Annotated in this window: 21 protein-coding genes; 11 read left to right on the top strand and 10 right to left on the bottom strand. The window is 46.7% G+C overall.

What is annotated here, in order from left to right:
• Positions 1-151: 151 nt before the first annotated feature.
• Positions 152-712, top strand: coding sequence for a Uma2 family endonuclease (locus QT979_RS24540; protein WP_333311945.1), 561 nt, complete (start codon positions 152-154; stop codon positions 710-712).
• A 48-nt stretch (positions 713-760) separates the two neighbouring features.
• Here QT979_RS24540 and QT979_RS24535 read toward each other — a convergent pair whose 3' ends face one another.
• The 5 genes from QT979_RS24535 to QT979_RS24515 form a co-directional block, all read right to left on the bottom strand.
• Positions 761-2,932 carry a caspase family protein gene (locus tag QT979_RS24535; protein ID WP_333208776.1) on the bottom strand — a complete coding sequence of 724 codons (2,172 nt, stop codon included), beginning with the start codon at positions 2,930-2,932 and terminating at the stop codon, positions 761-763.
• 207 nt (positions 2,933-3,139) lie between these two features.
• Positions 3,140-4,321, bottom strand: coding sequence for a sulfate adenylyltransferase (gene sat, locus QT979_RS24530; RefSeq protein WP_333208774.1), 1,182 nt, complete (start codon positions 4,319-4,321; stop codon positions 3,140-3,142).
• A 162-nt stretch (positions 4,322-4,483) separates the two neighbouring features.
• Complete coding sequence (locus QT979_RS24525) at positions 4,484-5,554, bottom strand: DUF6745 domain-containing protein (protein WP_333311944.1); 1,071 nt, start codon at positions 5,552-5,554, stop codon at positions 4,484-4,486.
• A gap of 126 nt (positions 5,555-5,680) precedes the next feature.
• Positions 5,681-6,280: a hypothetical protein gene (locus QT979_RS24520; RefSeq protein WP_333311943.1), complete on the bottom strand. Its 600-nt coding sequence runs from the start codon at positions 6,278-6,280 to the stop codon at positions 5,681-5,683.
• Positions 6,281-6,481: 201 nt separating this feature from the next.
• Complete coding sequence (locus QT979_RS24515; RefSeq protein ID WP_333208770.1) at positions 6,482-7,954, bottom strand: site-2 protease family protein; 1,473 nt, start codon at positions 7,952-7,954, stop codon at positions 6,482-6,484.
• Between the two features lie 33 nt (positions 7,955-7,987).
• Here QT979_RS24515 and QT979_RS24510 point away from each other — a divergent pair, with 33 nt between their 5' ends.
• From QT979_RS24510 to QT979_RS24495, 4 genes are all read left to right on the top strand, one after another.
• A complete protein-coding gene (locus QT979_RS24510) occupies positions 7,988-8,662 on the top strand; it encodes an MBL fold metallo-hydrolase (protein ID WP_333208769.1) in 675 nt (224 codons plus the stop codon).
• 138 nt (positions 8,663-8,800) lie between these two features.
• Positions 8,801-9,361 carry a sugar O-acetyltransferase gene (locus QT979_RS24505; protein WP_333208767.1) on the top strand — a complete coding sequence of 187 codons (561 nt, stop codon included), beginning with the start codon at positions 8,801-8,803 and terminating at the stop codon, positions 9,359-9,361.
• A 325-nt stretch (positions 9,362-9,686) separates the two neighbouring features.
• Positions 9,687-10,151: a hypothetical protein gene (locus QT979_RS24500; protein WP_333036242.1), complete on the top strand. Its 465-nt coding sequence runs from the start codon at positions 9,687-9,689 to the stop codon at positions 10,149-10,151.
• Between the two features lie 796 nt (positions 10,152-10,947).
• Positions 10,948-13,251, top strand: coding sequence for a cache domain-containing protein (locus tag QT979_RS24495; RefSeq protein WP_333311942.1), 2,304 nt, complete (start codon positions 10,948-10,950; stop codon positions 13,249-13,251).
• 342 nt (positions 13,252-13,593) lie between these two features.
• Here QT979_RS24495 and QT979_RS24490 read toward each other — a convergent pair whose 3' ends face one another.
• The gene (locus QT979_RS24490) at positions 13,594-14,193 is read right to left on the bottom strand and encodes a cytochrome b/b6 domain-containing protein (RefSeq protein ID WP_333311941.1); all 600 of its coding nucleotides are present in this window, start codon (positions 14,191-14,193) and stop codon (positions 13,594-13,596) included.
• Positions 14,194-14,390: 197 nt separating this feature from the next.
• On the opposite strand from QT979_RS24490, the gene QT979_RS24485 reads away from it, so the two are divergent.
• Both QT979_RS24485 and QT979_RS24480 read left to right on the top strand, forming a co-directional pair.
• The gene (locus QT979_RS24485; RefSeq protein ID WP_333208762.1) at positions 14,391-14,972 is read left to right on the top strand and encodes a manganese efflux pump MntP family protein; all 582 of its coding nucleotides are present in this window, start codon (positions 14,391-14,393) and stop codon (positions 14,970-14,972) included.
• Between the two features lie 128 nt (positions 14,973-15,100).
• The gene (locus tag QT979_RS24480; RefSeq protein WP_333208760.1) at positions 15,101-15,655 is read left to right on the top strand and encodes a glutathione S-transferase family protein; all 555 of its coding nucleotides are present in this window, start codon (positions 15,101-15,103) and stop codon (positions 15,653-15,655) included.
• Positions 15,656-15,739: 84 nt separating this feature from the next.
• On the opposite strand, the gene QT979_RS24475 is transcribed toward QT979_RS24480, so the two are convergent.
• The 3 genes from QT979_RS24475 to QT979_RS24465 all read right to left on the bottom strand — a co-directional run bounded on the left by QT979_RS24475 (position 15,740) and on the right by QT979_RS24465 (position 17,746).
• On the bottom strand, positions 15,740-15,877 hold the full coding sequence (locus QT979_RS24475; RefSeq protein WP_006634808.1) for a photosystem II reaction center protein K: 138 nt from the start codon (positions 15,875-15,877) through the stop codon (positions 15,740-15,742).
• Positions 15,878-15,937: 60 nt separating this feature from the next.
• Entirely contained in the window at positions 15,938-17,068 is a 1,131-nt protein-coding gene (tgt, locus tag QT979_RS24470; RefSeq protein ID WP_333311940.1) for a tRNA guanosine(34) transglycosylase Tgt, read from the bottom strand.
• A gap of 228 nt (positions 17,069-17,296) precedes the next feature.
• Positions 17,297-17,746, bottom strand: a complete 450-nt coding sequence (locus QT979_RS24465; RefSeq protein WP_333085519.1) for a hypothetical protein — start codon at positions 17,744-17,746, stop codon at positions 17,297-17,299.
• A gap of 259 nt (positions 17,747-18,005) precedes the next feature.
• Between QT979_RS24465 and cobS the strand changes: the two genes are divergently transcribed.
• Both cobS and QT979_RS24455 read left to right on the top strand, forming a co-directional pair.
• On the top strand, positions 18,006-18,803 hold the full coding sequence (cobS, locus tag QT979_RS24460) for an adenosylcobinamide-GDP ribazoletransferase (protein ID WP_190732248.1): 798 nt from the start codon (positions 18,006-18,008) through the stop codon (positions 18,801-18,803).
• Between the two features lie 169 nt (positions 18,804-18,972).
• The gene (locus QT979_RS24455) at positions 18,973-19,272 is read left to right on the top strand and encodes a hypothetical protein (RefSeq protein ID WP_333311939.1); all 300 of its coding nucleotides are present in this window, start codon (positions 18,973-18,975) and stop codon (positions 19,270-19,272) included.
• 338 nt (positions 19,273-19,610) lie between these two features.
• Here the strand turns inward: QT979_RS24455 and QT979_RS24450 are convergent, their stop codons facing one another.
• Positions 19,611-21,362, bottom strand: coding sequence for a hypothetical protein (locus QT979_RS24450; protein ID WP_333208755.1), 1,752 nt, complete (start codon positions 21,360-21,362; stop codon positions 19,611-19,613).
• 374 nt (positions 21,363-21,736) lie between these two features.
• Here QT979_RS24450 and QT979_RS24445 point away from each other — a divergent pair, with 374 nt between their 5' ends.
• The gene (locus QT979_RS24445) at positions 21,737-21,967 is read left to right on the top strand and encodes a hypothetical protein (RefSeq protein ID WP_242723336.1); all 231 of its coding nucleotides are present in this window, start codon (positions 21,737-21,739) and stop codon (positions 21,965-21,967) included.
• 50 nt (positions 21,968-22,017) lie between these two features.
• A complete protein-coding gene (locus tag QT979_RS24440) occupies positions 22,018-22,230 on the top strand; it encodes a hypothetical protein (RefSeq protein WP_333085419.1) in 213 nt (70 codons plus the stop codon).
• Positions 22,231-22,900 lie beyond the last annotated feature (670 nt).

Genomic DNA, 22,900 nt, shown 5'->3' with positions numbered 1-22,900 from the left:
GGGTGATCGGATTCTATGCAGCCTCATAAAAAATTGGTATGACGGTTGACGGTTGACCGTTGACCGTTGACATTACCAACTACTCATGACCATAACTTTTCATTTGGCAGATTGACTACAATTGAAATAACAATTAGCAGCGCGGTGGGTTATGGCAGTGCAATTACTCAAAAGGTTGTTGACCGTAGAAGAATATCATTTAATGGGCAAAGCTGGTATTCTTTCCGAGGGCGATCGGGTAGAACTGATAGAAGGAGAACTGATCCAAATGGCAGCAATTGGAACTCGTCATGCTTCCTGTGTGAGACGATTCATCGGACTGTTCAGGGAAATTCCCAGTAACCGGGCTTTTCTGGATGTGCAAAACCCCATCCAGTTGAGCGATCGCACCGAACCTCAACCTGATATAGTATTGCTGAAACCCAGGGCTGATTACTATTCAACTGCACATCCATTACCGTCAGAAGTTTTGCTGTTGATAGAAGTATCCGATAGCACGGTTGATTACGATCGAGATGTGAAAGTTCTTATTTACGCTCAATCGCTCATTCAAGAAGTCTGGCTAGTAGATATAGAGGCACAATGTTTAGAAGTTTACCGCCAGCCAACTCCTAATGGTTACAGTTTAATCCAAAAGTTGTGGCGGGGTCAACAAGTTGCGTCGCTCGCCTTTCCTGATTTGGAAGTGAATATCGATTTCGTACTGGGATAGATTCAGATTATAGGTTATAGAAAACATTCCCCAGTCCCCATTTTTCACTTAAACTACCCGATAAACAAAACTCAGAGTTGCCCAAACATTCACATCCAAAGCCAAATCATCCGTCGATATCCCCACTTTCTGTACCCCCGGAATGCTAGCCGCGTGCAAATCTTCGAGCACAGCCCGCGCCACATTTAAAGGATTCAACAACACTCGAATTGGCAGCGCATCCCTCGTTTGCTGCATTTCGGCTTCTATTGCAGCCAGAGTTCGATCGAAGCTATTCTCACTAAATATAATCACAATTTCCGCAAGTCCGATCGGCGCAGATACCGGCCACCCGCTCGTCCCAGCCGCCGGCACGGTCAAATTCTCTCCCGGAGCGATCGCCCGCGACATTCCACCCACAGCCTCTTTGCCCTCAGCGCCGAGCACAGACAGCCGTCCCGCGCTGTCCGAGCCAAACACCGCAAAGTAAACCGGGCGATCGCTGTCGTTATACAATCTGTACCGAACTCGACTGCCTTCTGTTAAACTTAGTATATGAGCGCTGGCGGATTTCTCACTTTCCCCGCTCAGCGGTTCCAGCCGATAATCACCGCCTGCCCGCACCGGCTCTCGCTGCGCCACGGCCCGCGCTTGGGGTGCAGTAGTTGCCAGCACTGCTCGCACCTTCAGGCGTGAAGATCCCTCATTGGCTGTCAGCCGCAGCAACTTCCCAGCCAGCAGCGCTTTCAACTGCGGAGTCAAGCGCTGCACCGCCACCTTGACTGCTTCTCCCCCATCGCCCTCAGTATCGGGAATCAGCATTTGAGCCAAAGAAAACAAACCGTAACGGCTTTGAGACAAAGCAGGCTCGTGAGGCGAGACTGTTTCGGCTAAAGTTGTTTCCGGGACTCTGCCGAACCGACAGTCAGCCAATTGCTCGCTGCCTACCGCCGAAACTTGCGGCACAGTCGCAAAGGCGCTGGTAGCGTCCACGCGCTCGATGCGTTCCAAACCTGAGTCCAAAGCTACTGTCAAACCGATGTTTCGCGGCAATACCCGAATTTCTTCCCTCACGAGTTCGCCGACAGTTAATTCGCCGTTTGTTCGATCGAACCCGTCTAAAACTTGGGCTTTAGCAGAGAGGCCCGTGCGTCCCCGCAGCAAAAGCCTCGCGCCCTCGGAGGAATCCACAGCAAACACAGAACCCCCGGAGCACTCCAAAACCGAGGGCGACAAACCGCCCAGCCACAACTGCACAGTTTTGCCCCCCTCTTCCACCGCCGTCACAGCGCCGTCAGATGCAGGGGAATTGAAGATTAAATTTGAAAAATTTACCGCCGCCGCGGTTGTTAAATCGTGATTGAGAATTTGCGGTTGCTGCGATAACCCCGCGATTTGCTCGACAGTACCTGCAGCGCGACTGAAATTGACGCTGAAGCTGCTAGCGGGAGTTGCCCACCACAAAGTTTGGGTGAGGGCGTAGGTAAACAAACCTGCGGTAAATCCGTTCCACTCTTGTTCGGCGGCGAGTTGGGAATCCGCACCGGCGGCAAGTACGGTGGCCGCAGGACGAAGATTTTTGCGGGTTCGGAGGCCTTCGGCGAACGTTAATTCTGCGAGGCGAGGCTCGCCGATGGTGGGGCGGGGGCGGGAGCGAATGCGAAAGTTGCCGTTTGTGGGGAAACCCCGATAGTGGTAGCTGGTGTCGAGGATGGCGATCGCATTTTCTGTCGCGAGCGATCGCATCAACAGCAACAGCGTTTCCTCTAAAATATCGTTCACCGCCCGGTTTGCTAACAGCGGCAAAACATCATCCGCCGGCACCAAACTGTTTTGGATTTTTCCGGGAGACTCGCCCAAACTGACTCGGCTACCGCAGCCACTAAAGTGAAAAACTACCACGTCACCGGGTTTTGCTTGTTGAGTCAAGTGAGTGATAAAAGCCGTCTCGATATTCTCCCTCGTAGCTTGAGCGTCAGTCAAAGTCAAAATGTCCGACGGCACAAACCCAAACCGATGTATCAGTAGTTCCCGCTGCAGTTCCACATCCGTGACGCAGCCGTGCAGGGGCGAGTCTGGATATTTGTCAACGCCCACCAACAAAGCCAATTTCCTGGCTGTCGGTTGCGCTAAGGCTTGGAGGTAGCGATCGCCCAACGGCAGCCACAGGGCCTCGCTGATGCCGATGGCGGCCAGCACCCGGCCAGCTTGCTGCAAAAATTCCCGCCGCTTGAGTCCCATTTTTAAATAGCTTTGAATTTTAAGTTTTGAATTTTCAGTTAAATTCCCCTCAATAATTTTAGGGAATTTAATTAAGTTGTGAGTGTTTAGTATTAAGATAATTTTTAAGTTTTAAGTTTTGAGCTTTAAGTTTAAAATTTCCCATTTAAAACTCAAAACTCAAAATTCAAAACTATTCAGAATGTCGCCCACACCCAAGATCAAGATTTAAATCTCGTAATTGAAAATATTCATGGCTTTGGCTAATTCTGCGGCGACTTCCGGCCGGGAAAACTGCGGCGGCGGCAATTTTCCAGCGCGCAGCATTTCCCGAACTTTGGTTCCCGACAAATGCACCCGTTGTTCGGGAGTGCTTGGGCTTGTTTTAGTTGTAGCCATTTGTTCCGTCAGTGTGCAATAGAAAGCGTGCTCGAATTTCATCGGCACAATTCCCAATTCTCCCGGCTCAAATTCGTCAAAAATATATTGGGCATCGTAAGTGCCGTAATAATCGCCAACTCCAGCGTGATCGCGCCCCACGATAAAGTGAGTGCAGCCGTAGTTTTTGCGGATTAAAGCATGAAAAATTGCTTCTCGCGGCCCGGCGTAGCGCATCGCCGCCGGATTAATTGCCAAAATTACGCGATCTTTTGGATAGTATTTTTCTAGCAGAATTTCGTAGCAGCGCATCCGCACGTCAGCGGCGATGTCGTCATCCTTAGTCGTCCCGACTAGCGGGTGCAGAAACAAGCCGTCTACTGTTTCTAAGGCGCATTTTTGAATGTATTCGTGTGCCCGGTGGATGGGGTTTCGGGTTTGGAAACCGACTATGGTTTTCCATCCTTTTTCAGTGAACAGCATTCTCGATTTCGCCGGGTCAATTTGGTATTGGGGAAACCGGGGATCTAGTCCGCGTTCCAGCAGCCAAATGTCGCCTGCGAGGTTAACGGGGCCTGATTTGTCTACTACCTGGACGCCCGGGTGTTTGAGGTCGTCGGTGCGGTAGACGTTGAGGGCTTCTTCTTCTTTACTGTAGTGATATTTTTCTGCAAGTTCCAAGAGCCCGACAAATTTGCCCGACGGCGTGTCGAGGCGCACTAAAGTTCCTGTTTTCAGGGGGGCGGCGACTTCTTCTGTTACCGAGAGGGTGATGGGAACCGACCACGGAAGGCCGTTGGAGAGGCGCATTTGTTTAACGACCGATCTATAATCAGCTTCGTTCATGAACCCTTTGAGGGGACTCAGGGCGCCGATGGCGATCATTTGCAGGTCGGAGATCGATCGATCCGAAAGCTGGACTCGCGGCAAGACTTCTGCTTTATCGAAAAATTCTTGTCTTTGGTCTAGTGTGGCAATGCGGTTGACCAGGATGCCGCCGTGAGGGGCAATGCGGTCTGAATGCTGGCTCATGTCGATTTGAAGTTGTGGGTTTTAGCTGCCAGAGTACATAGTATCAAGCGGTGGCTGCAATTCTACATTTTTTAATTGTTCTGGACTTGTGCAGAACGCTACTTTTGTGGCGCTGTAATTCTTTAACTGTAAACTCGCGCACTCAAAACTCTAAAGTTTCCCTCAAGTCTGGACTTGAAATTCTTCGGGATCTATTCCCCAATTTACCCAGCTAATCGCTTCTTTAGCCGAGCCCACTTTTGGCGGCACTCGCAAAACATGAAGGTGTCCCGTACTCGGACAAGTCATCTTTAACAAATAAATTGGCTCTATGTCAATATTATTCTCAATTTTCAACAAAGTATATTCTTGCCAACTATCCAATTCAGTTGCTTGCAATTCTTGACAAATTCTCGGATAGCCGATCGCCTGAATCAAAACTCGCCGCACTTCGGCATTATGTTCTGTGAACAGCCATGAAGCTTGCCAAGATTGGGGCGGAAGTTGACCGATTCTTTCCGGCAGTCGGACGCCACGATAAGAGTATACACTGAACTTGTCAGCAAATTCAACCGCTGGTTGACATAAAGCGTGGAGCAAATATTCGCTATCAAAATGAAGTTGTATCGGGCGATCGCACACAAAGCACATTCTCTCAAACGGGTAAATCCAGCCGCAGTTTTCCACTAAAGATTTAAAGGCTGAGTATAAAGGGCGATCGTACTCCAAATTTAACACGCCAATACAAAAATCCACCCAACTTCCGTGACAGGCTGACAGTTCGGAAACTATGCTGTTATTATGATAAGCCTGATCGATCAGGAATCTCTGAAATCTCCCGCCCAACTTACGTGCTAATTTGACGTAAACTTCGTCTTTAACATGAAGGTGCAGTTGATTCATTAGTTGAGCGTACAGCGGATTATAGAGTTGGCTGTAAATCTTATTTTCTAATTCCCTGCCGAGTTGACTTCTTAATATATCGTACAATTCATTATGAATTTTGTTTCGGATTTCGCTGGCAGTTCCCAGGCCCGAATCGCGTATCCTTAGCGGTTCAATTGCTTCCAAAGCTATGTAAGGGCTGTCACAGAAAATAATTTTCGGTTCAGGACAGCCGATGATGTTGTAGGCGGTGTTGATGGCCGCTGTCGCTTGCGGGCGATCGACTGGTTCTATCGAAAGTCCAATTTGTCGCCACCTCTCGCGATAGAGCGGAATTAGCGCTATTTGTTCGGGAGTAATTGCGATCATTTCTAGAGCTAGATTATTGGATTTTCGGTTAAAAATTTTCGCTCTCGCATCTAGTTAAAACTCTAATTAAGGTTCTAGTGAACACTGAAATCCCCCATAGCAAACTATTTTATTATCTTCATTAAATTATTGGTATAAATTAATTATTGTTTGCAAAACACCTAAAATCATAGGAACATTATCAAGACAATAAACATCAACATCAATAATCAAATTATTTTCTTCTAATTTAAGAAACCGCCAGACAACGCCAGTAGTTACGCAGCCATATATTGCAGGTATGGAATTGTGTTCGCGTTCGTTAAATAGCTGAGCAGCTACCATTTGTGCTGCACACTGTGGCAAACAAGACTCTATTTCTCCGCCTTTAGTTTCTCTCAAGGCAAAAACCGGAACTTTTATTTCAAAATCAAACGGCACGGAAGACAATAGAAAGTCGCATTCCCCATTCAATCCCTGATCAGCATCTACATCAAATGACCAACCAGAAAAAATAGAAAATTGTCTGTTGTTCCTTTCTCTAAATTCTAACAGAATAGGAGAAACAATCCGTTCCGAACGTTCTTTTACAGTTGTAACAGCAGTGTTAGAACTAATTTCGATTGCTCTCCAAAGCCATTCGGATGGTTCTACAGGAAACACCTTGGCACTCAAGATAGGACTGAGTGATAGCTTCAATCCAAATCGCTCTTCTAATTGTTGGAAAGTAAAGGATTTGTAAGACATATTTCTCTAATCAGTCGGTGAAAATAAAGATTACTTCGAGATATAAAGCGAGTGGATAAATTCTAAACTCGCTTGTATAGCAACCCTTGCAGGATTTTGTCAACCTCTCTTTTCTTTCTTCCTCTCTATTCCCTCGAACTTCGACATCGATCTGTTAGTTAAATCCGTTACAGAATCCGTTGCCGAACTTCCCTCTTCCTGCTAAACATTTAACCACTCAAGGAGTACCCTGGGCGCGGGCAACAAAATCATTAACAAAAGCCCGATCGCCATTAGCCCCAAAAAATCCCGCCGATTATCCAATTCACTGACATCATTCAACGCCGGTTCGTCGTTTAGCGGTGTGAAAAACAAAATAATCGCCCACAGCAGCAAACCCTGTTCCAAAAAAGAAAGCAGCAGCATACAAAGTCTAGCAACTTGCCCGATCGCCATACTCGCTCGCTGGCCGAACATCGCGTGTACAATGTGCCCGCCGTCGAGTTGTCCCACCGGCATCAAATTAAACGCCGTCACGATCAAACCCAAATAACCCGCCACCGCTACCGGATGCAAATCGATCGCAGTTTCCGCATTCAAAGCGCCACCCAAGGTTAACTTGCTCAACAAAGTCATCAGCAGCGAAAAACTGGGTTTGAAAGAGTCAAAATTTAACATTCCCGACTTGTCAGACAGCGGTACAATAGTCGAATGATTCAAACCCCAAATTAATAAGGGCACTGTCGCCACTAAACCCGCCAGGGGGCCGGCAATGCTAACATCAAATAAAGCTCGGCGGTTGGGAATTGGACTCCGTATTTGAATGAAAGCCCCAAAAGTTCCTAAGAAAAAAGGAATCGGGATAAAATAAGGCAAAGTCGTGCGAATTTTGTAGAATTGGGCAGCTAAATAGTGGCCGGATTCGTGAATTGCTAAAATTGTAATTAGAGCCAGCGAGTAAGCCAAACCCTGCAGCAACATTGATGGGTTAGACTGCAAAGCTTGTTCAGTAACTCCGGCAAGTCGCGTCCCGACAAGGGTAGTCGTAAACACCGTGATCAGCAGCAAAGCTAATGCAAAAAATGGCCTGGTTACAGATTCGGTTTTGACAGGAGTTTCCCCTGATTGGTGGCTGGGATTGGGAACTATAGCAAAAAAAGGTTGACCGCTCAAGCTGTTTTGAAATACTACTAAAAAGCGATCGCCAAAAAGCCTCTCCACATTCTCCCGAATTGCCTGATAAGCCGCCTCCGGGTTGGTACGCAACTGTCCGCGACAAATTACAGCCTGTGGCCGAAATTCCAAATCTCGCAAAAAGTAAATTGACCAAGGAAAACAATCGCGCAAACTCGCTTCTTCCGCTGCATCGATCGGGCGCACGGGCGGTTTTGGCTTTGCAGGTTCAGTCGCAGAGTTTGCTATCTGCTCAGCAGTTTCGGCGGTAATTTTCTTGCGCCCCAACTGTACCAAAAACCAATACAAAAAAGGGCAAACCAGAAAAGGTATAATTACCAACTCCGGCGGTACAGTTTTGCTCGTGCCGTAAACTAAAATCCAACCACCCCAAATCAGCGCGGGCGCCATCATTACCAGCCACAGCAGCCATATCGGAGTCCTAGTGATGCGGCTGGTGCCGTTTTGCAACAAGTAGTACGAGATCAGCCCCAATACGAACAACCATAGTAAAAAGAACATAATATTTATCCCATTCCCTTCTGAAATACTTCCTTGAAACAACAGAGTTCAGTCTCCAAACAACCCAGGCCCGTGCTCGACAATATTCTGGCTTTCCCCCCTAACCGGGATACCCTGGGTGCAACAGCCTATTTCATTGTAGAAAACCAAACTAACATCCTGGTGGATTGTCCCGCTTGGGATGAGATTAACCAAACATTTTTGCGGGAACACGGCGGCGTGCGACTGCTGTTCCTCACCCACCGTGGCGCTATCGCCAAGGCGCGGGAGATTCAGGAAGCCACGGGGTGCGAGATCCTGATTCAAGAACAGGAAGCTTATTTACTGCCGGGTTTGAAGGTGACGGTTTTTGAGCGAGAATTTGTTGTGAGCGATCGAATCAAAGCATTTTGGACTCCCGGCCATTCTCCTGGTTCCTCTTGCCTTTATCATAGTGGCAGCGGTGGAGTGGTGTTTTCGGGTAGGCACTTGCTCCCCAACCGAGAAGCCGCCCCAGTACCGCTGTGGACGCCAAAAACTTTTCACTGGCCCCGGCAAATTAACAGCGTGAAGTCAATTATCGATCGATTTTCGCCGGAAACTTTACAGTATATTTGTCCCGGTGCAAATACTGGTTTTTTGCGGGGAAAAGGATCGATCGATCGAGCATTTGAGAAATTAGCCAATCTGGATTTAGCTGCTTGTTTGCAGTCCAAACCTGAACCCTAAATGTCTGCTACAACATCAAAAAATGATCTGACGCGCTAATTATAGCGGTAAGGTGCGCCTAGCGCACCCTACATTATTCTTCAGTCTGTTAAAGAGCGAGGAAAGTTTGTATAGTTGCGGTTACAACCGCCTACTCTGATGGAAAAAACCGAAAAACAAAAAATGCTCGCCGGCGAATTGTATTTAGCTGCTGATGAGCAATTAATTTTAGAGCGCCAACGAGCTCGCCGCCTCGCCAGAACTTACAATTATACCCGCGAAGACGAACCAGACAAACGGTTAGAAATTCTCGCAGAATGGTTCGGTGCAGTTGGGCCAAAAGTTGAAATCGAGCCACCTTTCTACTGCGACTACGGCAGCAATATTTATGCGGGAAACGGATTGTACATGAATTTTGGTTGCGTGATTCTCGACTGCAATCGAGTTAACATTGGCGAAAATTTACTGTGCGGGCCCAACGTACAAATTTACACCGCTCTTCACCCCACAGACCCGGAAATAAGGCTTTCTGGCCAAGAACTCGCGGCTGAAATTAATATTGGCAATAATGTTTGGATTGGCGGCGGCAGTATTATTTGTCCAGGAGTCACTATTGGCGACAATAGCACGATCGGCGCAGGCAGTGTTGTTGTCAAAGATATTCCCGCAAACGTCGTGGCGGCGGGGAATCCTTGCCGAATCATCCGGCATCTACCTTGATGTGGTACGATCGACACACTCGTGCGATCGGCTCCTTGGAGCTTAACTCAACAATTTTAGGTATTAGAACAGCCGGTTTGAGATTTTTCACGTAAAATCCCCGAAAAAAACCCTGGAAGAAAACTCAAATTTCAAATCTAAAATCTAAAATCTAAAATCGCTTAATATCAAATCCGTTAGCATCGGAATAGTAAATTCGAGTTGACTGTTGACTGTTGAGTGTTCACGGCGTCAACAGTCAACAGTCAACAGTCAACATCATTCCGGTGTAACCGGAAATGATATAATTTCTTGTTCCCGGTTTCCACACTACCAAGCTTTTCTTATGACGACTGCAACAGTTTATCCCAACGCTCCTGATCTCTGCACCGACGACTACATAGCAGTCGGTGTAGCTACCTGCTTCATTAAAGAAGAAGGCGAAGTTTTTGAAGTGCAAGTAATCGAAGCTATTCCCTCAGCAGCTTTAGAAGCAATTTTGAAGGGAATTCCCACATCCTATTTAATGATTTGCGGGACGACTTTGGGAGCAGTGCTCGACGGCGAAACACCCAAAATGTTGCCAGAATTCCCGACATCAGCTCAGTTTAGCGAAGAATTTGGCTTTCGGGCGATCGCCGCTGCCCGCACTTACAAAATCCGCCCCCAAGCTCAACTTCACATTCCCTTGGGAACAGTTCGCAACGACTTTACTTATTCCTTAGAACGCAAAAGGGTGCTCAACTCCGAGCGCGTCATTCGCACTGAAGACAATGTGAAACAGCACGAACACACTCACAAGGTTCTTTAAACAAATCCCGCAACTGGGGCAATTTAACAGTGCCTCAGCCAGCGGATGCACCGAAAATACTTTTGAGTGTTGAGATATAAATTCAAGATTTAACAACTTTTTATTTCATTAATAATAAACGAAAAACTTTTAATATTTTGTTATTAAGCAATACAGCGGACAGTTTTTGATTACAACCGCAAAATAAGGGTTCCAACGCGATCGCGTACTCGAAATACCAACCGAAAATCACAGGTTTCAGACTACAAACTAAAAACAGTCTGGACTATTAATTAAGACACACACCCAACATCTACACCTAAAAAGTCTACTGCTCACATCACCTCAATAACATTAATTATTAACGATTGTAAAAATAATTAAGTAGTTGATAAAAATTTTTAATTGGTCAAAAATGTGGTATAATATTATTCCTGTTTAACAAAGTGATATCCAATCGGGTAGCATCGGGATTAATATTACCCACCGCCAGGAAACGGCACTGCCGTGTCCCTACAATTAACCTGGGTAGGGAAACGGCACTGCCGTGTCCTTTATATCATTCCCGTGCAACCGGAAACGATAGGATATGCTCGGTGGGAAAAAATTAAAAAATCCCCGCAATTATTAAATGCTCGTAGTTTAAGACTACTAGCGGGCGGGCGAGTAGATCGTAGGTGAGCTAAAGATTTCAATCTCACAAATTGGTCAAACCATGCGAAGCTTTGCGAGAGTAAAGTGGTGGAAATTAACTCGACTATTGCCAGCGGGATTAAAGGGCGAATACCATCTTGGGTACCAAACTGCGCTCTTAATTTTGGGGGTAACAATTCTGGCAGCTAGCATCACGGGTTGTATCAGCTATCAAAGCGTTCGCCGCTTGATTATCACCAAAAGCGAGCGAAATGCTTTGTTAGAAGTTAGGGCTCGCGCCAACAAGATCGATCGCTGGCTCGGCACTAGAAAGGCTGAGATCGAAATCCTCGCCCACACTCCTCCCGTTCGTTCCATGAATTGGTCAGTGGCAGAGCCTTATTTAAAATCGGAAGTAAATCGACTACAAAAATTCCAGCACTTGGCATTAATTGATCCCCACGGTTCTTATTTCACCACAAAAGTCGGCAGAGCGTTGATTAATGTGAGCGATCGCCAACACTTCAAAAAGGCAATGGCTGGGGAAGTCTATGTTTCAGATCCTACCAGTTCTCGCACGCTCAAAGGACAAAGTATTGTTCCCATTTCAGCTCCGGTGTGGTCAAATTCGGTAAATTCTATTGATAAAACAACCGAAAAGCCGATCGGAGTAATGAACGGCGTCATTAGCATGGATCGAATTGCCGAAGTAGTAGGAAAGCTGGAATATGGGGCAGGAACTTACGCTTTTGTTCTCAATTCTCAAGGAGTGCCGATTGTGCATCCCGACGCTCGATTAATCGGAAATATCGACAAATCGGCTCCCAGTCTTTTAGAGTCCGCAGATACTAATTTGGCAAATGTAGCCCGGGAGATGGTTTATCAAAAAACGGGCATTGTGCTGACTCAAATCAACGACGCCAGAGTTTATGTTGCTTATATTCCTTTAGAACAAGCTGAATGGTCGATCGCCCTCGTCATTCCCCGCGACAATCTCGAAAAAGAACTCCTTCCTTTCAAGATACTAGCAGTAGCCGCCGGCTTACTTGCCGCCGCAGCAATTTTCTCCGCAATTGTGGCGCTCAAGCTGTTTGCCCTAAATGGCATTCGCAGTCGCACAGAAGCCCTTCTCCACCGCTTAACTGGCCGCATTCGCGCTTGCTTAGACCTCGATCGCATCCTCCAAACTACAGTAGACGAACTCGGTACTTTACTGAAGCTCGATCGAGCAATTTTCGCATGGTACGATCCCCGACAAGATACGTTAGAATTTGGCTGGGAATATTGCCGGGAAAGTTTGCCGGCGCGCTTGGGAATCTTTGGTGTTCCAGGAGGGCCATCTGGAGATTTAGCTGCACGGCTTCACCGCTGCGAAACGATACTGCTACATAAAACCGGTGTCCCTGATGCCACAGCGTCTGAGGAACACACCCATATCGAACTCAGAAATAGTCACTACGCAGCAGTACCCATACTAACTGAGAATCATCGGCTTGGATATCTGTTCGCCTGTGCAAACCGCCGATTTGCGACTCCCAACGAGGTGCAAGTTTTGGAAGCAATTGCAGACTCGCTGGCGATCGCAATTTCCCAATCCCAACTCCACGGGCAAATTCAAGAAGAACTCAAACTTTTGGAAGAAGTATTAGCCAAACTAAGAATCACCGAAGAGCAGTTATTACAAAGTGAAAAAATTACAATGGTGGGTCAACTAGCCGCCGAAGTTGCCCAAGAACTTAATAACCCGATTAACTTTATTTACGGTCGCCTGATTCACCTCAACGATTATATCAAAGATTTGCTTAGTATAATTCGCCTCTATCGCGAACAATATCCCGAACCTGTGCCGCGAATTGCCAAAAAAATAGAGACTTGCGACCTAGATTTTATCAGCCAAGAGTTGCCACAAATCCTCAATTTTTTGAAAATAGGAGCCGATGGCATTCGCCAGATAGTCCTGGCTTTGCGAAATTTTTCACTTCCTGATGAAGCCAACAAAGAACACGCCAACGTTAATGAGAGCATCGATAATCTTTTGCTGTTGCTGGCTCACCGACTGGAGCCAAAAATATTAGTAGTCAAGGAGTACCACAACCTGCCGCCAATTTTGTGTTATCCCGGTCAACTGAGTCAGGTATTCGCGAGTCTGATCAGCCATGCTATAGATGCAGTTAAAAGTATTGAAAACTCTGCTCAAATTATTACAATCAAAACCGATATTGTCGAGGAATATAAAGGCAGATTTATTGTTGTATCGATCGCCCACAATGGCTCTATAATTCCGCCGGAAATTCAACCCCGAATATTTGACCAGTTTGGCCATACTAAATCCTTTAAAAATTTTACAGGGTTGGAGCTGTCGGTGTGCTATAAAATTATTGTAGAATTGCACGGCGGCAGGCTGACAGTTGAATCTCCGGTTAAACCTCAAATGAAATCTCAAACTGGGGGCGGTGCTGAGTTTAGGGTAAAATTGCCCATCTTTTGATATCTATCGCATTTTGTCGCCAGGGAAACCCGTCGCAAATCTTGCCCGCCAGTTCCGCGAAAAGCTTAATGTCGGTTTGTAGCGAGGACTTTAGTCCTCATAAAACGGAGGACTGAAGTCCTCACTACAAACCTGATTATCATTTTTTAACCAAACTTGATATGATAGGATTAGGGAAATAATAAAGGTGCAACCACCGCAAACAACAAACCTCCCATTACCAAGACTTCCACAACAATTAATAAAATATTTTTGTTCATTTTCACTTTAAGCATTTTCACTTTAAGCATTTTCACTTTAAGCATTTTCACTTTAAGCATTTTCACTTTAAGCACTTTCACATTAAGAGCGATCGACCAAAGAGCGAATTTTCTTCCACCAAGCCGCCGGCGAATCTTCCGGGCGATATGCGGCATCAAACATCGACAAAATTAGTGGCACACCCCCCACCTTCGCACTCATCAACAAGTGCATTGCCAGACAAAACACCAATACCATCCAACCAGAAATGTGTAAATAATACCAAACCTGCGTCAATTCCCCAGCCGGCAGCCATTCTTCCTTAACCATACTGCCAGAAGCGATCGCCCAAGTCAGTGCCAGCAACATCAACGTATTCACAATCCGGTGCAAACTGTACCACCAAATTGGTTTTCCCAACTGCGTTAGTTTCCCAAAAGAATCCGGCTGCACCAAGCGTTTTTGGCCTGCGTGGAAACTGTACAATGCAAAAGTCGGCATTATTCCTAACAGCAACATTTTGCCAAAAGTGCCGTGAATCCCGATAATATCTGCAATCTGAGGCACGGGGACTTTGCCAAACCGTCCATCGTAGGTGTTGTAAACCAGAAATGCGCTCAAAATTGCTAAAAGGGCGATCGCAGCGTTAACCCCATGCAGTAATCTGAGCAGCAATGGCTGGTAGGGTCTAGATGGCGGCATAGTCAATTCTGCTACTTGATAAATAATCTTTTAGAGAATACAGCTAACCGCTGATTTTTTCAACCATCGCCAATTGTGAAATAAATGTGAGTCAAAAATGAATAGATTATGATAAAAACGCAATTATATTAAAATTTAGTGTAAACTAAAACAGTCAAGAGGAATACTTTATTTATAACACCTAACATTTTACAAAAATGGATGCAGCGACTACCGTTTTACTTTCATTAGGACTAGCAGCCGATGCTTTTGCTGTTGCTGTTTCGAGCGGTTTAGCAATCAAACATATGAAGGTCAATAAAGCTTTAAAAATCGCCTTATTTTTCGGAGGTTTTCAAGCTTTAATGCCCGTAATAGGATGGCTCATCGGTCTTAGTTTTAGTTTTTTGATAACACCGATCGACCATTGGATAGCTTTTGGGCTTTTGAGTTTCATTGGCGGAAGAATGATTTATGAATCGCTGCAAAGCGAAGAATGCGAGAAAAAGTTCAATCCCTTAGATACGGGAACTTTAATAACCCTGTCGGTGGCGACGAGTATTGATGCTCTCGCAGTTGGCCTCGGATTTGCTGTTCTGAAAGATTCTATTGCTCCTGCGGTTACTGCGATCGGATTTATTACTTTCTTTTTAGCCTTTGCAGGGGTGTTTATCGGACACAAGTGCGGCAACTTGTTTGCTAATAAAATTGAGATATTGGGTGGAGCAATTTTGATTTTCATTGGCAGCAGAATCTTGTTTATGCACTTGACAGAAGTGCCATTAGTTATCGGCAATTAGTCAGTAGTCATTAGTCAGTAGTTATTAGTGGAACAGTGACATCAAAGTCTCTGGTGGTTGCAATTACCAATTACCAATTCCCAAAAAATGCTATAACAGCAATATTGCGTTAAAGGATAAAAAATTTCGTGCTGAAACTTTACGGCGGAGCCCGCAGCCGGGCCTCAATTGTCAAGTGGTATCTAGAAGAAATAGGAGTTCCCTACGAATTCGTCACCCTAGATATGCAAGCAGGGGCACACTTGCAGCCAGAGTATCTCGAAATTAACCCGATCGGCAAAGTACCCGCGATCGCCGACGGAGATTTTAAACTTTGGGAATCCGGCGCAATTCTGCTGTATTTAGCTCAAAAATATGGTAAAATGCCAGACACTTTGGAGCAGCAAGCTCAAATCGTGCAGTGGGTCACGTTTGCTAACGCCACCCTGGGGCCGGGAATATTTACAGAAGCAACTCGCGATCGCGAAACTCCCAAGTTGTTAAAACCGTTAAATGAAATTTTCGAGAAACAGCCGTTTTTAATGGGTGATGAATTCGGCGTCGCCGACGCAGCAGTCGGGTCAATTTTAGCCTACATTCCAATGATGCTAAAACTAGACCTCAGTGCTTATCCGGCTGTTGTAGATTACATCAAGCGGATCTCAGAAAGACCGGCATTCAAAAGTGCGATCGGCGGTAGCTGAAGGCAGAAAGAAGAACGAAACAAAACTTAATACCTGAAAGCAGGGGCAATTTGTGAATTGCCCCTGCTTTTGATGAAATCAAACTTATCTAAATCCGACAGCCGCCTGCCAAACAAAAGCCAGCAGCAAGAAAAACACGGGAATGACCGGCAAAACATTAACCAAAGGCTCAAAAATCGAATAAGCTTCGGGCAGTTTTGCTAAGAGTAATGCAGCTTCCATGAATCAACCTACCTATCCAACAGAATTTTCATAATTGTCGCATATCTTTACCCACGGCAATCATGATTGATCGACTCTCGGTGCAAGCCAGTAGGCAAACTCTTCAGTAAATCTATCCGCCAAAATCGCCTCCCGCATCCTCCCCGTAAAGCGAATCAACTCCGTCACATTGTGAAGCGCCAGCAAAGTATACCCCAGCACTTCATTAGCCCGCGCCAAATGGGCCAAATAAGCCCGACTGAATTTTTGGCAGGTATAACAAGGGCAAGACTCATCCAGCGGAGCAAAATCCTCCCGGAACCGAGCATTTTTCAAATTCCAGCGTTCCCCACCAACAAAAGCCGTCCCGTGGCGGGCCAGCCGAGTTGGAATCACGCAGTCAAACATATCTACGCCACTCGCCACCGCCAACGCCATTTCCCGATAAGTCCCAATCCCCATCAAATAACGCGGTTTATTTGCCGGCAACAGAGGCGCAGTCACCTTTACAATCTCTGCGATCAAATCCCCCGATTCCCCGACACTAACGCCGCCGATGGCGTAGCCTGGTAAATCCAAATCTACCAACTGGTTCGCCGCGCGCGATCGCAAATCGGGGAAAACGCCCCCCTGCACGATCCCAAACAAAGCTTGATCCGGGCGCGAGTGAGCTTGCATGCAGCGTTGCAGCCAGCGGTAAGTGCGATTTGTCGCCGCCTCCACCTCCTCCCGCGTAGCGGGGTAAGGGGGACACTCGTCAAAGGCCATAATCACATCAGCGCCCAACTCATTCTGAATTTCGATCGATCGTTCCGGTGTCAAATTAATCATGCGGCCATCGCGGGGAGAGCGAAAAGTCACCCCATTCTCAGAAATAGTCCGCATTTGGCTCAAGCTAAACACCTGAAAGCCACCCGAATCCGTCAGCATCGGGCCAGGCCAAGCCATAAATTTGTGCAATCCGCCCGCGCCTGCGACAATCGCTTCCCCCGGCTGCAAGTGCAAGTGATAAGTATTTGCCAAAACCATTTGAGAACCCGCCGCCTCAAGATGTGCCGGGGTCAAAGTTTTGACATTAGCTAGTGTCCCTACCGGCATAAATTTAGGCGTTTCCACAACACCGTGGGGAGTAGCAAAAACCCCTGCACGCGCTTGGGTATGGCTGCAATTAGCCTGGCATTTAAAAGAAAATTTCGCCTTGTCGTCAGTCATTAGTCCCCGATGCTCGTTAACCGCTACTCGGCCGTCCGTGTTATTTAATCTATTGTTGATGACATCGCGACAAAAAAAACCATGACCCCGCCCAAAAACGGAGACAAGTTTCCGACAATCGTCGTGGAGGGCAAAAAATTTTAGACCTTAGTTCTAACTCCCAGATTCACGGCGCTGCAAGTAAATCTAAAATCTAAAATCTAAAATCTAAAATCGACTGACTGACGATTAAAACGGGGAATCATCGTCGTCCAATTGTAGATCCCAGTTGCCTGAGAGTACCTGATCGACCACCGCATCCAATGCCGCAGCATTTAAATTCCGGGCGAATTGCTCTTGCAAAGGATTGGAGAGGGGAATTAACCGCAACTGCCGTCCATCTTGAATCAGGTCAAAATAAGCACCATCTTCAGGCGACTGTTTCAGTTCCAGGTAATCAAAACTATACACGTTCAAATAAAGCGCATGGTTGGCAATCAGGGTAGAACGGTGGGGGTTGGCGAAGACTTCGAGCACGTAACCTTCCCCTTCGCTATAAATCTGGCCATCTTGTATGTGAAGGTAGCGGACACGTCCTAAATCAAACAGCAATCTTTTGATATCGCGTTTGTTGACGACAATCCCTGTATCGATGATGCAAGGAGCAACTACCCTGTTATTCAATTGATCGTGACTCATGGAGTAAAAGCCTCTGTTGTAGTATTTTCCCGTCTTGAACATCAGGGAGTTAGCTAGAATTCTTGGGAAGGGAAACGCGGATCTTGAGTTTAGTCATTTTAGATAGGGAGCTTGGGGATCGCTGCCGACAGAGGTTTTCCGGGGAAAAGAGCCGGCGACAGGAGGAATGCTCGATCCAAAAAACTAGGGTGTTACAGTCCAATTCTGGCACACGCTAATCGATTGACAACTGCATACCAGATGAAAAATTTTCTATCTTATGGTGCATGATAAATGGGTTCGCTCTACGATCGACTTTTTCCGGAATCAAGGCGCTGCCATCGCAGCCGCAGTCGCTTTTTATACTTGTTTGCCGGTACCGGTGTCTTGGACTTTGGAGTTTCGGGGCATTGCCCGCTTGGCACCGGCGATCGGGCTTTTGATTGGGGGGATGCTGGGACTGGGGGATGTTGGGTTGCAGTTGTTGGGAATGCCTGCTCTGACTCGATCGGCCTTGGTGGTAGTCTTGGGCATCGCCGTGACTGGCGGGCTGCACCTAGACGGGGCAATGGACGCGGCGGACGGGCTGGCTGTACCAGACCCGGTACGCAGGCTGGAAGTCATGCGGGACAGCGTTACAGGAGCCTTTGGGGCGATGGCTGCGATCGCGATCGTGCTGCTGAAAACTGCCGCTCTGTCGGACTTGAATAACTATCGGTGGCTGGCTTTGATGGGTGTGGCGGGTTGGGGCAGATGGGCCCAACTGGTGGCGATCGCCCGCTATCCCTATCTCCGGGCAGAGGGTAAGGGAGCTTTTCACAAGGAATCGATTTATTCTCCTTTTGATTTTATCCCCGGAGTGCTGTTGCTGCTGAGTTTGAGCGTGGTGCAAGTTGTCTTGGAGGGCGATCGGTGGCTGTTGGCGGTGGGGATGGCTTTGGGGGGAAGTGCGATCGGAATTTTTGCCGGAGCCTGGTTTAACCACCGTTTGGGCGGCCACACGGGCGATACTTACGGTGCTGTAGTCGAGTGGACGGAGGCTTTATTGCTGTGTCTTTTGGCGGCTTTGGAAGGGTAAGTTATGCCATGTTGCCATTGTTTGAGTGAAAACTCTAGTCCTCAATTTAGCAAATAACGACGGTTCTAGCAGGTGGAAATCCGCACTCAATAGCAATGGTTTTCATCCTGTCTGCCTTCAAATGCTACCCTAGATTAGATACAGCAAACCTCAAACTATAAAGAAAGCTATGGGATACTTTATTGCTGCGATCGTCCTCGGAATGTTAATTGGGGCTGGCTTCGAGATTGTCCAAACAATCCGCAATTGGGAAACGAATCCCGAAGAAACTACCAGCAAAATTCAAGCTGAAATGGTCAAAGAAACATATCGCGGTCAATTTGGTGCCGATGCGGTGGAGGGAGGGAGTCAGGCTGTCGGAAACGCACTCCACGCCGGCCACTGCGCCGCCGAAGCTGCGACTGGCGAATCTGCCCCAAGTGCGATCGGTCATGTGGTAGAAGGCTTGTTGCACGTGCTACACCATTAATATCGTGTCTGCTAGCGTAAGTTGTGCAAGTGTTTTTGATGCTGTAGGGGCTGGTTTTACCAATAATCTTTGACGCACACAAACAATCTCATAAACCCGCCCCCCACAACTAATAACCTATATCAACCTTGACTTTTATCGAAGGGAAAAAATGTACATTGACGTTTACCGTTGAGAGAGGGGGCGGGTTTATGGGATTATTAGTTTTTGGCGTAGATGCTTGGTAAAACCAGCCCCTATTATCCCGCAAATTATCAAAAACCAACCAATCAAACCTAATATAACAACACAAAATGAATGGAAAATGCCACTGCTAATTTTCCATTCATTCTCTATTCTTACGCTTTCGGCTCAACCCAAACCGTCATCCCCTCAACCCTCAAACCTTTGCCGCGAGTGCCGCAATATTGACCGTTAGCAGTAACAGGAGTATCGCCCACATTCTGAATGTGAGCCGTATAAAATACGTCATACTTATCAGCTTGTGGCCCTGTCAGTCGCGCGGCAAATCCCTCAATGCGCTTGGCTTTGCCCCGGAATCCAGCTAACTCTCCTTCCGAGATCCAAGCAGTGTCGCCCACTCCTTCAACGTGAGCCATGTACTGCAAATTTAAACCGGCAACGGGAGGCTCTATTTTAATTTGAAATCCTTCGACGCGACGGCCTTGAGCTTTAGTACCCGCATATTCTCGATCGCTAAAAGTTCGATCGCCAATTCCTTGAATATGCGCCAACACTTTTAAACCCACAGGCGCCACTGTTTGGGAACTCGCAGACGGCGCGATCCAAACTTTGATACCCTCTATTCTCAAAGCTTTGCCGCGAGTACCGCAATATTCGCCATTGGAGGACACCGAGGTGTCGCCGATATTCTGAATGTGAGCGTTATAAAATACGTCGTACTTATCAGCTTGCGGCCCGCTCAATCGCACTGCAAATCCTTCAATGCGTTTCGCTTGACCCCGAAAACCTGCCAATTCTCCCTGACTAAGCCAAGGAGTGTCGCCAACACCTTCGACGTGAGCCATGTACTCGACATTTAAGCCGGGAATTAGCGGGTCGATCTTAATCGCAAATCCTTCGACACGCCGCCCTTGAGCTTTTGTACCCGCGTATTCTTGAGCGCCGAAAGTTCGATCGCCAATTCCCTGAATGTGCACCAAAACTTTGATTCCCAAACCGCCCTCTACTGCCACCGGTTGTTGAAGGTTCCGGGGTGCGCCAAAAACAATGTTTCCGGAACCGGTTGTCTGAAGAGACTTAGGTACTTCCACGCTGGGAACAATAATTACCTCGTGCATGGGGGCGGAAGGTGGGGGGGATTCCAAAATCTGGATCTGTGGCGCAACTGTAACTTGTTTCGGTGCCACATTTCCTGACGGGATGACAATCACTTCTGGCAAAGGTTCGGCGCTGATTTTTTGTTCTGGCGCTGGTTTAAATGCGGGTTCGACTTGTGCAGGTGCTGCTTTTACCATCTCAGCAATGGTTAATTTGCCTCTGGAAATGGCTACGGCTATTTGTTTGCCAAAAGCGGCGCTGACTGTTTCTTCGAGAATGACCCACTGTTCGTCATCTAATTTGTCTTGCTGTTCCACCAGGGCCAGCACTGCTGAAACTGGGTGTTTGCCACTGACTAAGGATTCTGCGTCAGAATGCAGTTGAGTTGGGGTTGATTCGGAAATCGCGCGTTGCAGTTCGCGGGCTTTGGCATGAACTGATTGTAACGGCGCGAAGTCGCTTTGTTCGCGGTGGGCGATCGCCAATACTCGATCGATCACTTTCAATGCTGCATCGCGAATTTCTGCTTTACCTTCGGAAGCTGCTGCAGTCTCGACTAAGTTTTGAATGTCTTTGAGGGAAGCAATTTCCCCCGGTGCGATCGCGGATTTGTTGAGTTCGAGAGCTCGTTTTTGGACTGCGGCAAAGTTGCGGCTGTAGGCGGCTACTTCTTGCAGCAAGCTGTCAGAAGGAGGAAGACCGGAGTCTTGCAGTTGTTTTGCTGCTTGGGATAGGCGATCGGCCAAATTAGCATAAGTTTCCGATAGTCGGGCTATTTGTTGTAGCAAATCTTTATGTGGTGCTTCCATATGTCTTGCAGTAAATATTTAACTTGCTGATTATAGACGTTGAGCGTCTTCTGAAGGTAGAAGGCAGTAGTCATCAGTCATTAGTCCCTGGGAAAAATAAAAATGCTCCTCCTCTCCGACTCCTCCACTCGGACACTCTCCGACTCCCCCACCCAGACACCCGGACACTCTCCGACTCCCCACTCTCCGACTCATCCTCTGGCATCCCCCGCGTGATCGCCGTCACAACCGTGCAAATACTTAGTCACACTCTGCGACTCCGGCTGTCACGAGTGGCCCGTAACAATGTCACACCTATCGAGCAATAGCCGTCACTGCTGATTCTGTGAAAACAGTTGATACTTAGGCTTGAACCAATAAAATCCCGAAGTGTTATGGTACTAATTCGCGACCTCGCCCAGCAAGCTCTGGCTCTAGGCTATCTAACCCTTGAAGCCGAAAATCAACTGCGGCGGATGTTAACTACCACCCAGTATGACTTGGAAGACTTAAATGCTTTTATGGCTTTGCAACTAGCAGCTATGTCCGGAGGAGTGAAACAAGAGTCTCGCGAGCTAAAAAAGTTTGAAATCTTTGGCGAGACGGCTTCCGAAACTTCTTGTTAGTAATTAGTTGGCTTTTGATTCGTTAAAATTTAGTAAGGGACATTTCTACCGTGCAGGTTCGTGAAGTTGTAAAACAAGCTATTGCCGCTGGATATCTGAGTTTGGAAGCGGAAAATGAAATGCAGAAGATTTTTTCCTCAGCCAAGTGTGATTTGGAAGATTTGAACGCTTTTATGAGCTTGCAATTAGCTGCGATGGCGGGTCGGGTGAGGCAAGAGTCTTTGGAATTAATAAAGATGCCAAATTTTGCGGATAGAAATTAATTTTTTATACAATTATCTGGCAAGATAAGTATTAATTTTTCTCCTCAATAAACGCGAAAAAGCTATAATTATTTGGATGAGTTCTCTACTAATTAAATAAAAAAATATTGGTATTTTGGTTCAATGGGTGTTGAGCAAATTAAATAAAATTGAAATAAATATTTAAATGAATATTTAAGTGGAGAGTCAGGACTTGACTCGTCAAAGGTCAGGCTTGGATGACTAGACCTGTCAAGGTGTAGTCAAAGTGTTTGCTTCGTAACAGTTGAGCATTCTGCTTGAAAAGTTATATAAGCTGTTGCGGCATTTAAATTATGTGTCAAAAAACAATCAAACTCTTGTGGGTGGGCTTCTAGCCCGCCCCGAATATATAATTTAAATGCACGACAGCTTATGATCAATGATTAACTGGAGTTAGCATGAAACAGCTAATATTATTTCCCCTCCATCGACCGCCATAAAATTAGTTAGTAGTGAGGACTTTATAAAGCTCGCTCGTGCTTCCGCCGTTACTACAAAAGTAATAAGGGTTATAATACCCGCTTTTATATCATCACTGAGACTATTTCCTACGACTCCGACGCTCTAACTCTTTAATTAGGGCTTGCTGAATATATCGCCCGCGTGTTACGTGGCCTGGGTTATTTGATCGCGCGCTCAATAGTAAAGT

The organism is Microcoleus sp. w2-18bC1 (assembly GCF_036700365.1).
GTDB lineage: Bacteria > Cyanobacteriota > Cyanobacteriia > Cyanobacteriales > Microcoleaceae > Microcoleus.
Note: the sequence above shows the minus strand (reverse complement) of the source record. Positions and strands in the feature narration are given on the sequence as shown.

Bases quoted from the DNA above. Each gene is read 5' to 3' on its own strand.
- QT979_RS24490 (WP_333311941.1), bottom strand. From the start codon at position 14,193: ATGCCGCCATCTAGACCCTACCAGCCATTGCTGCTCAGATTACTGCAT.
- QT979_RS24450 (WP_333208755.1), bottom strand. From the start codon at position 21,362: ATGGAAGCACCACATAAAGATTTGCTACAACAAATAGCCCGACTATCG.
- QT979_RS24500 (WP_333036242.1), top strand. From the start codon at position 9,687: ATGACGACTGCAACAGTTTATCCCAACGCTCCTGATCTCTGCACCGAC.
- QT979_RS24485 (WP_333208762.1), top strand. From the start codon at position 14,391: ATGGATGCAGCGACTACCGTTTTACTTTCATTAGGACTAGCAGCCGAT.
- QT979_RS24465 (WP_333085519.1), bottom strand. From the start codon at position 17,746: ATGAGTCACGATCAATTGAATAACAGGGTAGTTGCTCCTTGCATCATC.
- cobS (WP_190732248.1), top strand. From the start codon at position 18,006: ATGGTGCATGATAAATGGGTTCGCTCTACGATCGACTTTTTCCGGAAT.
- QT979_RS24505 (WP_333208767.1), top strand. From the start codon at position 8,801: ATGGAAAAAACCGAAAAACAAAAAATGCTCGCCGGCGAATTGTATTTA.
- QT979_RS24535 (WP_333208776.1), bottom strand. From the start codon at position 2,932: ATGGGACTCAAGCGGCGGGAATTTTTGCAGCAAGCTGGCCGGGTGCTG.
- QT979_RS24475 (WP_006634808.1), bottom strand. From the start codon at position 15,877: ATGGAAGCTGCATTACTCTTAGCAAAACTGCCCGAAGCTTATTCGATT.
- tgt (WP_333311940.1), bottom strand. From the start codon at position 17,068: ATGACTGACGACAAGGCGAAATTTTCTTTTAAATGCCAGGCTAATTGC.
- QT979_RS24445 (WP_242723336.1), top strand. From the start codon at position 21,737: ATGGTACTAATTCGCGACCTCGCCCAGCAAGCTCTGGCTCTAGGCTAT.
- QT979_RS24515 (WP_333208770.1), bottom strand. From the start codon at position 7,954: ATGTTCTTTTTACTATGGTTGTTCGTATTGGGGCTGATCTCGTACTAC.
- QT979_RS24520 (WP_333311943.1), bottom strand. From the start codon at position 6,280: ATGTCTTACAAATCCTTTACTTTCCAACAATTAGAAGAGCGATTTGGA.
- QT979_RS24455 (WP_333311939.1), top strand. From the start codon at position 18,973: ATGGGATACTTTATTGCTGCGATCGTCCTCGGAATGTTAATTGGGGCT.
- QT979_RS24525 (WP_333311944.1), bottom strand. From the start codon at position 5,554: ATGATCGCAATTACTCCCGAACAAATAGCGCTAATTCCGCTCTATCGC.
- QT979_RS24540 (WP_333311945.1), top strand. From the start codon at position 152: ATGGCAGTGCAATTACTCAAAAGGTTGTTGACCGTAGAAGAATATCAT.
- sat (WP_333208774.1), bottom strand. From the start codon at position 4,321: ATGAGCCAGCATTCAGACCGCATTGCCCCTCACGGCGGCATCCTGGTC.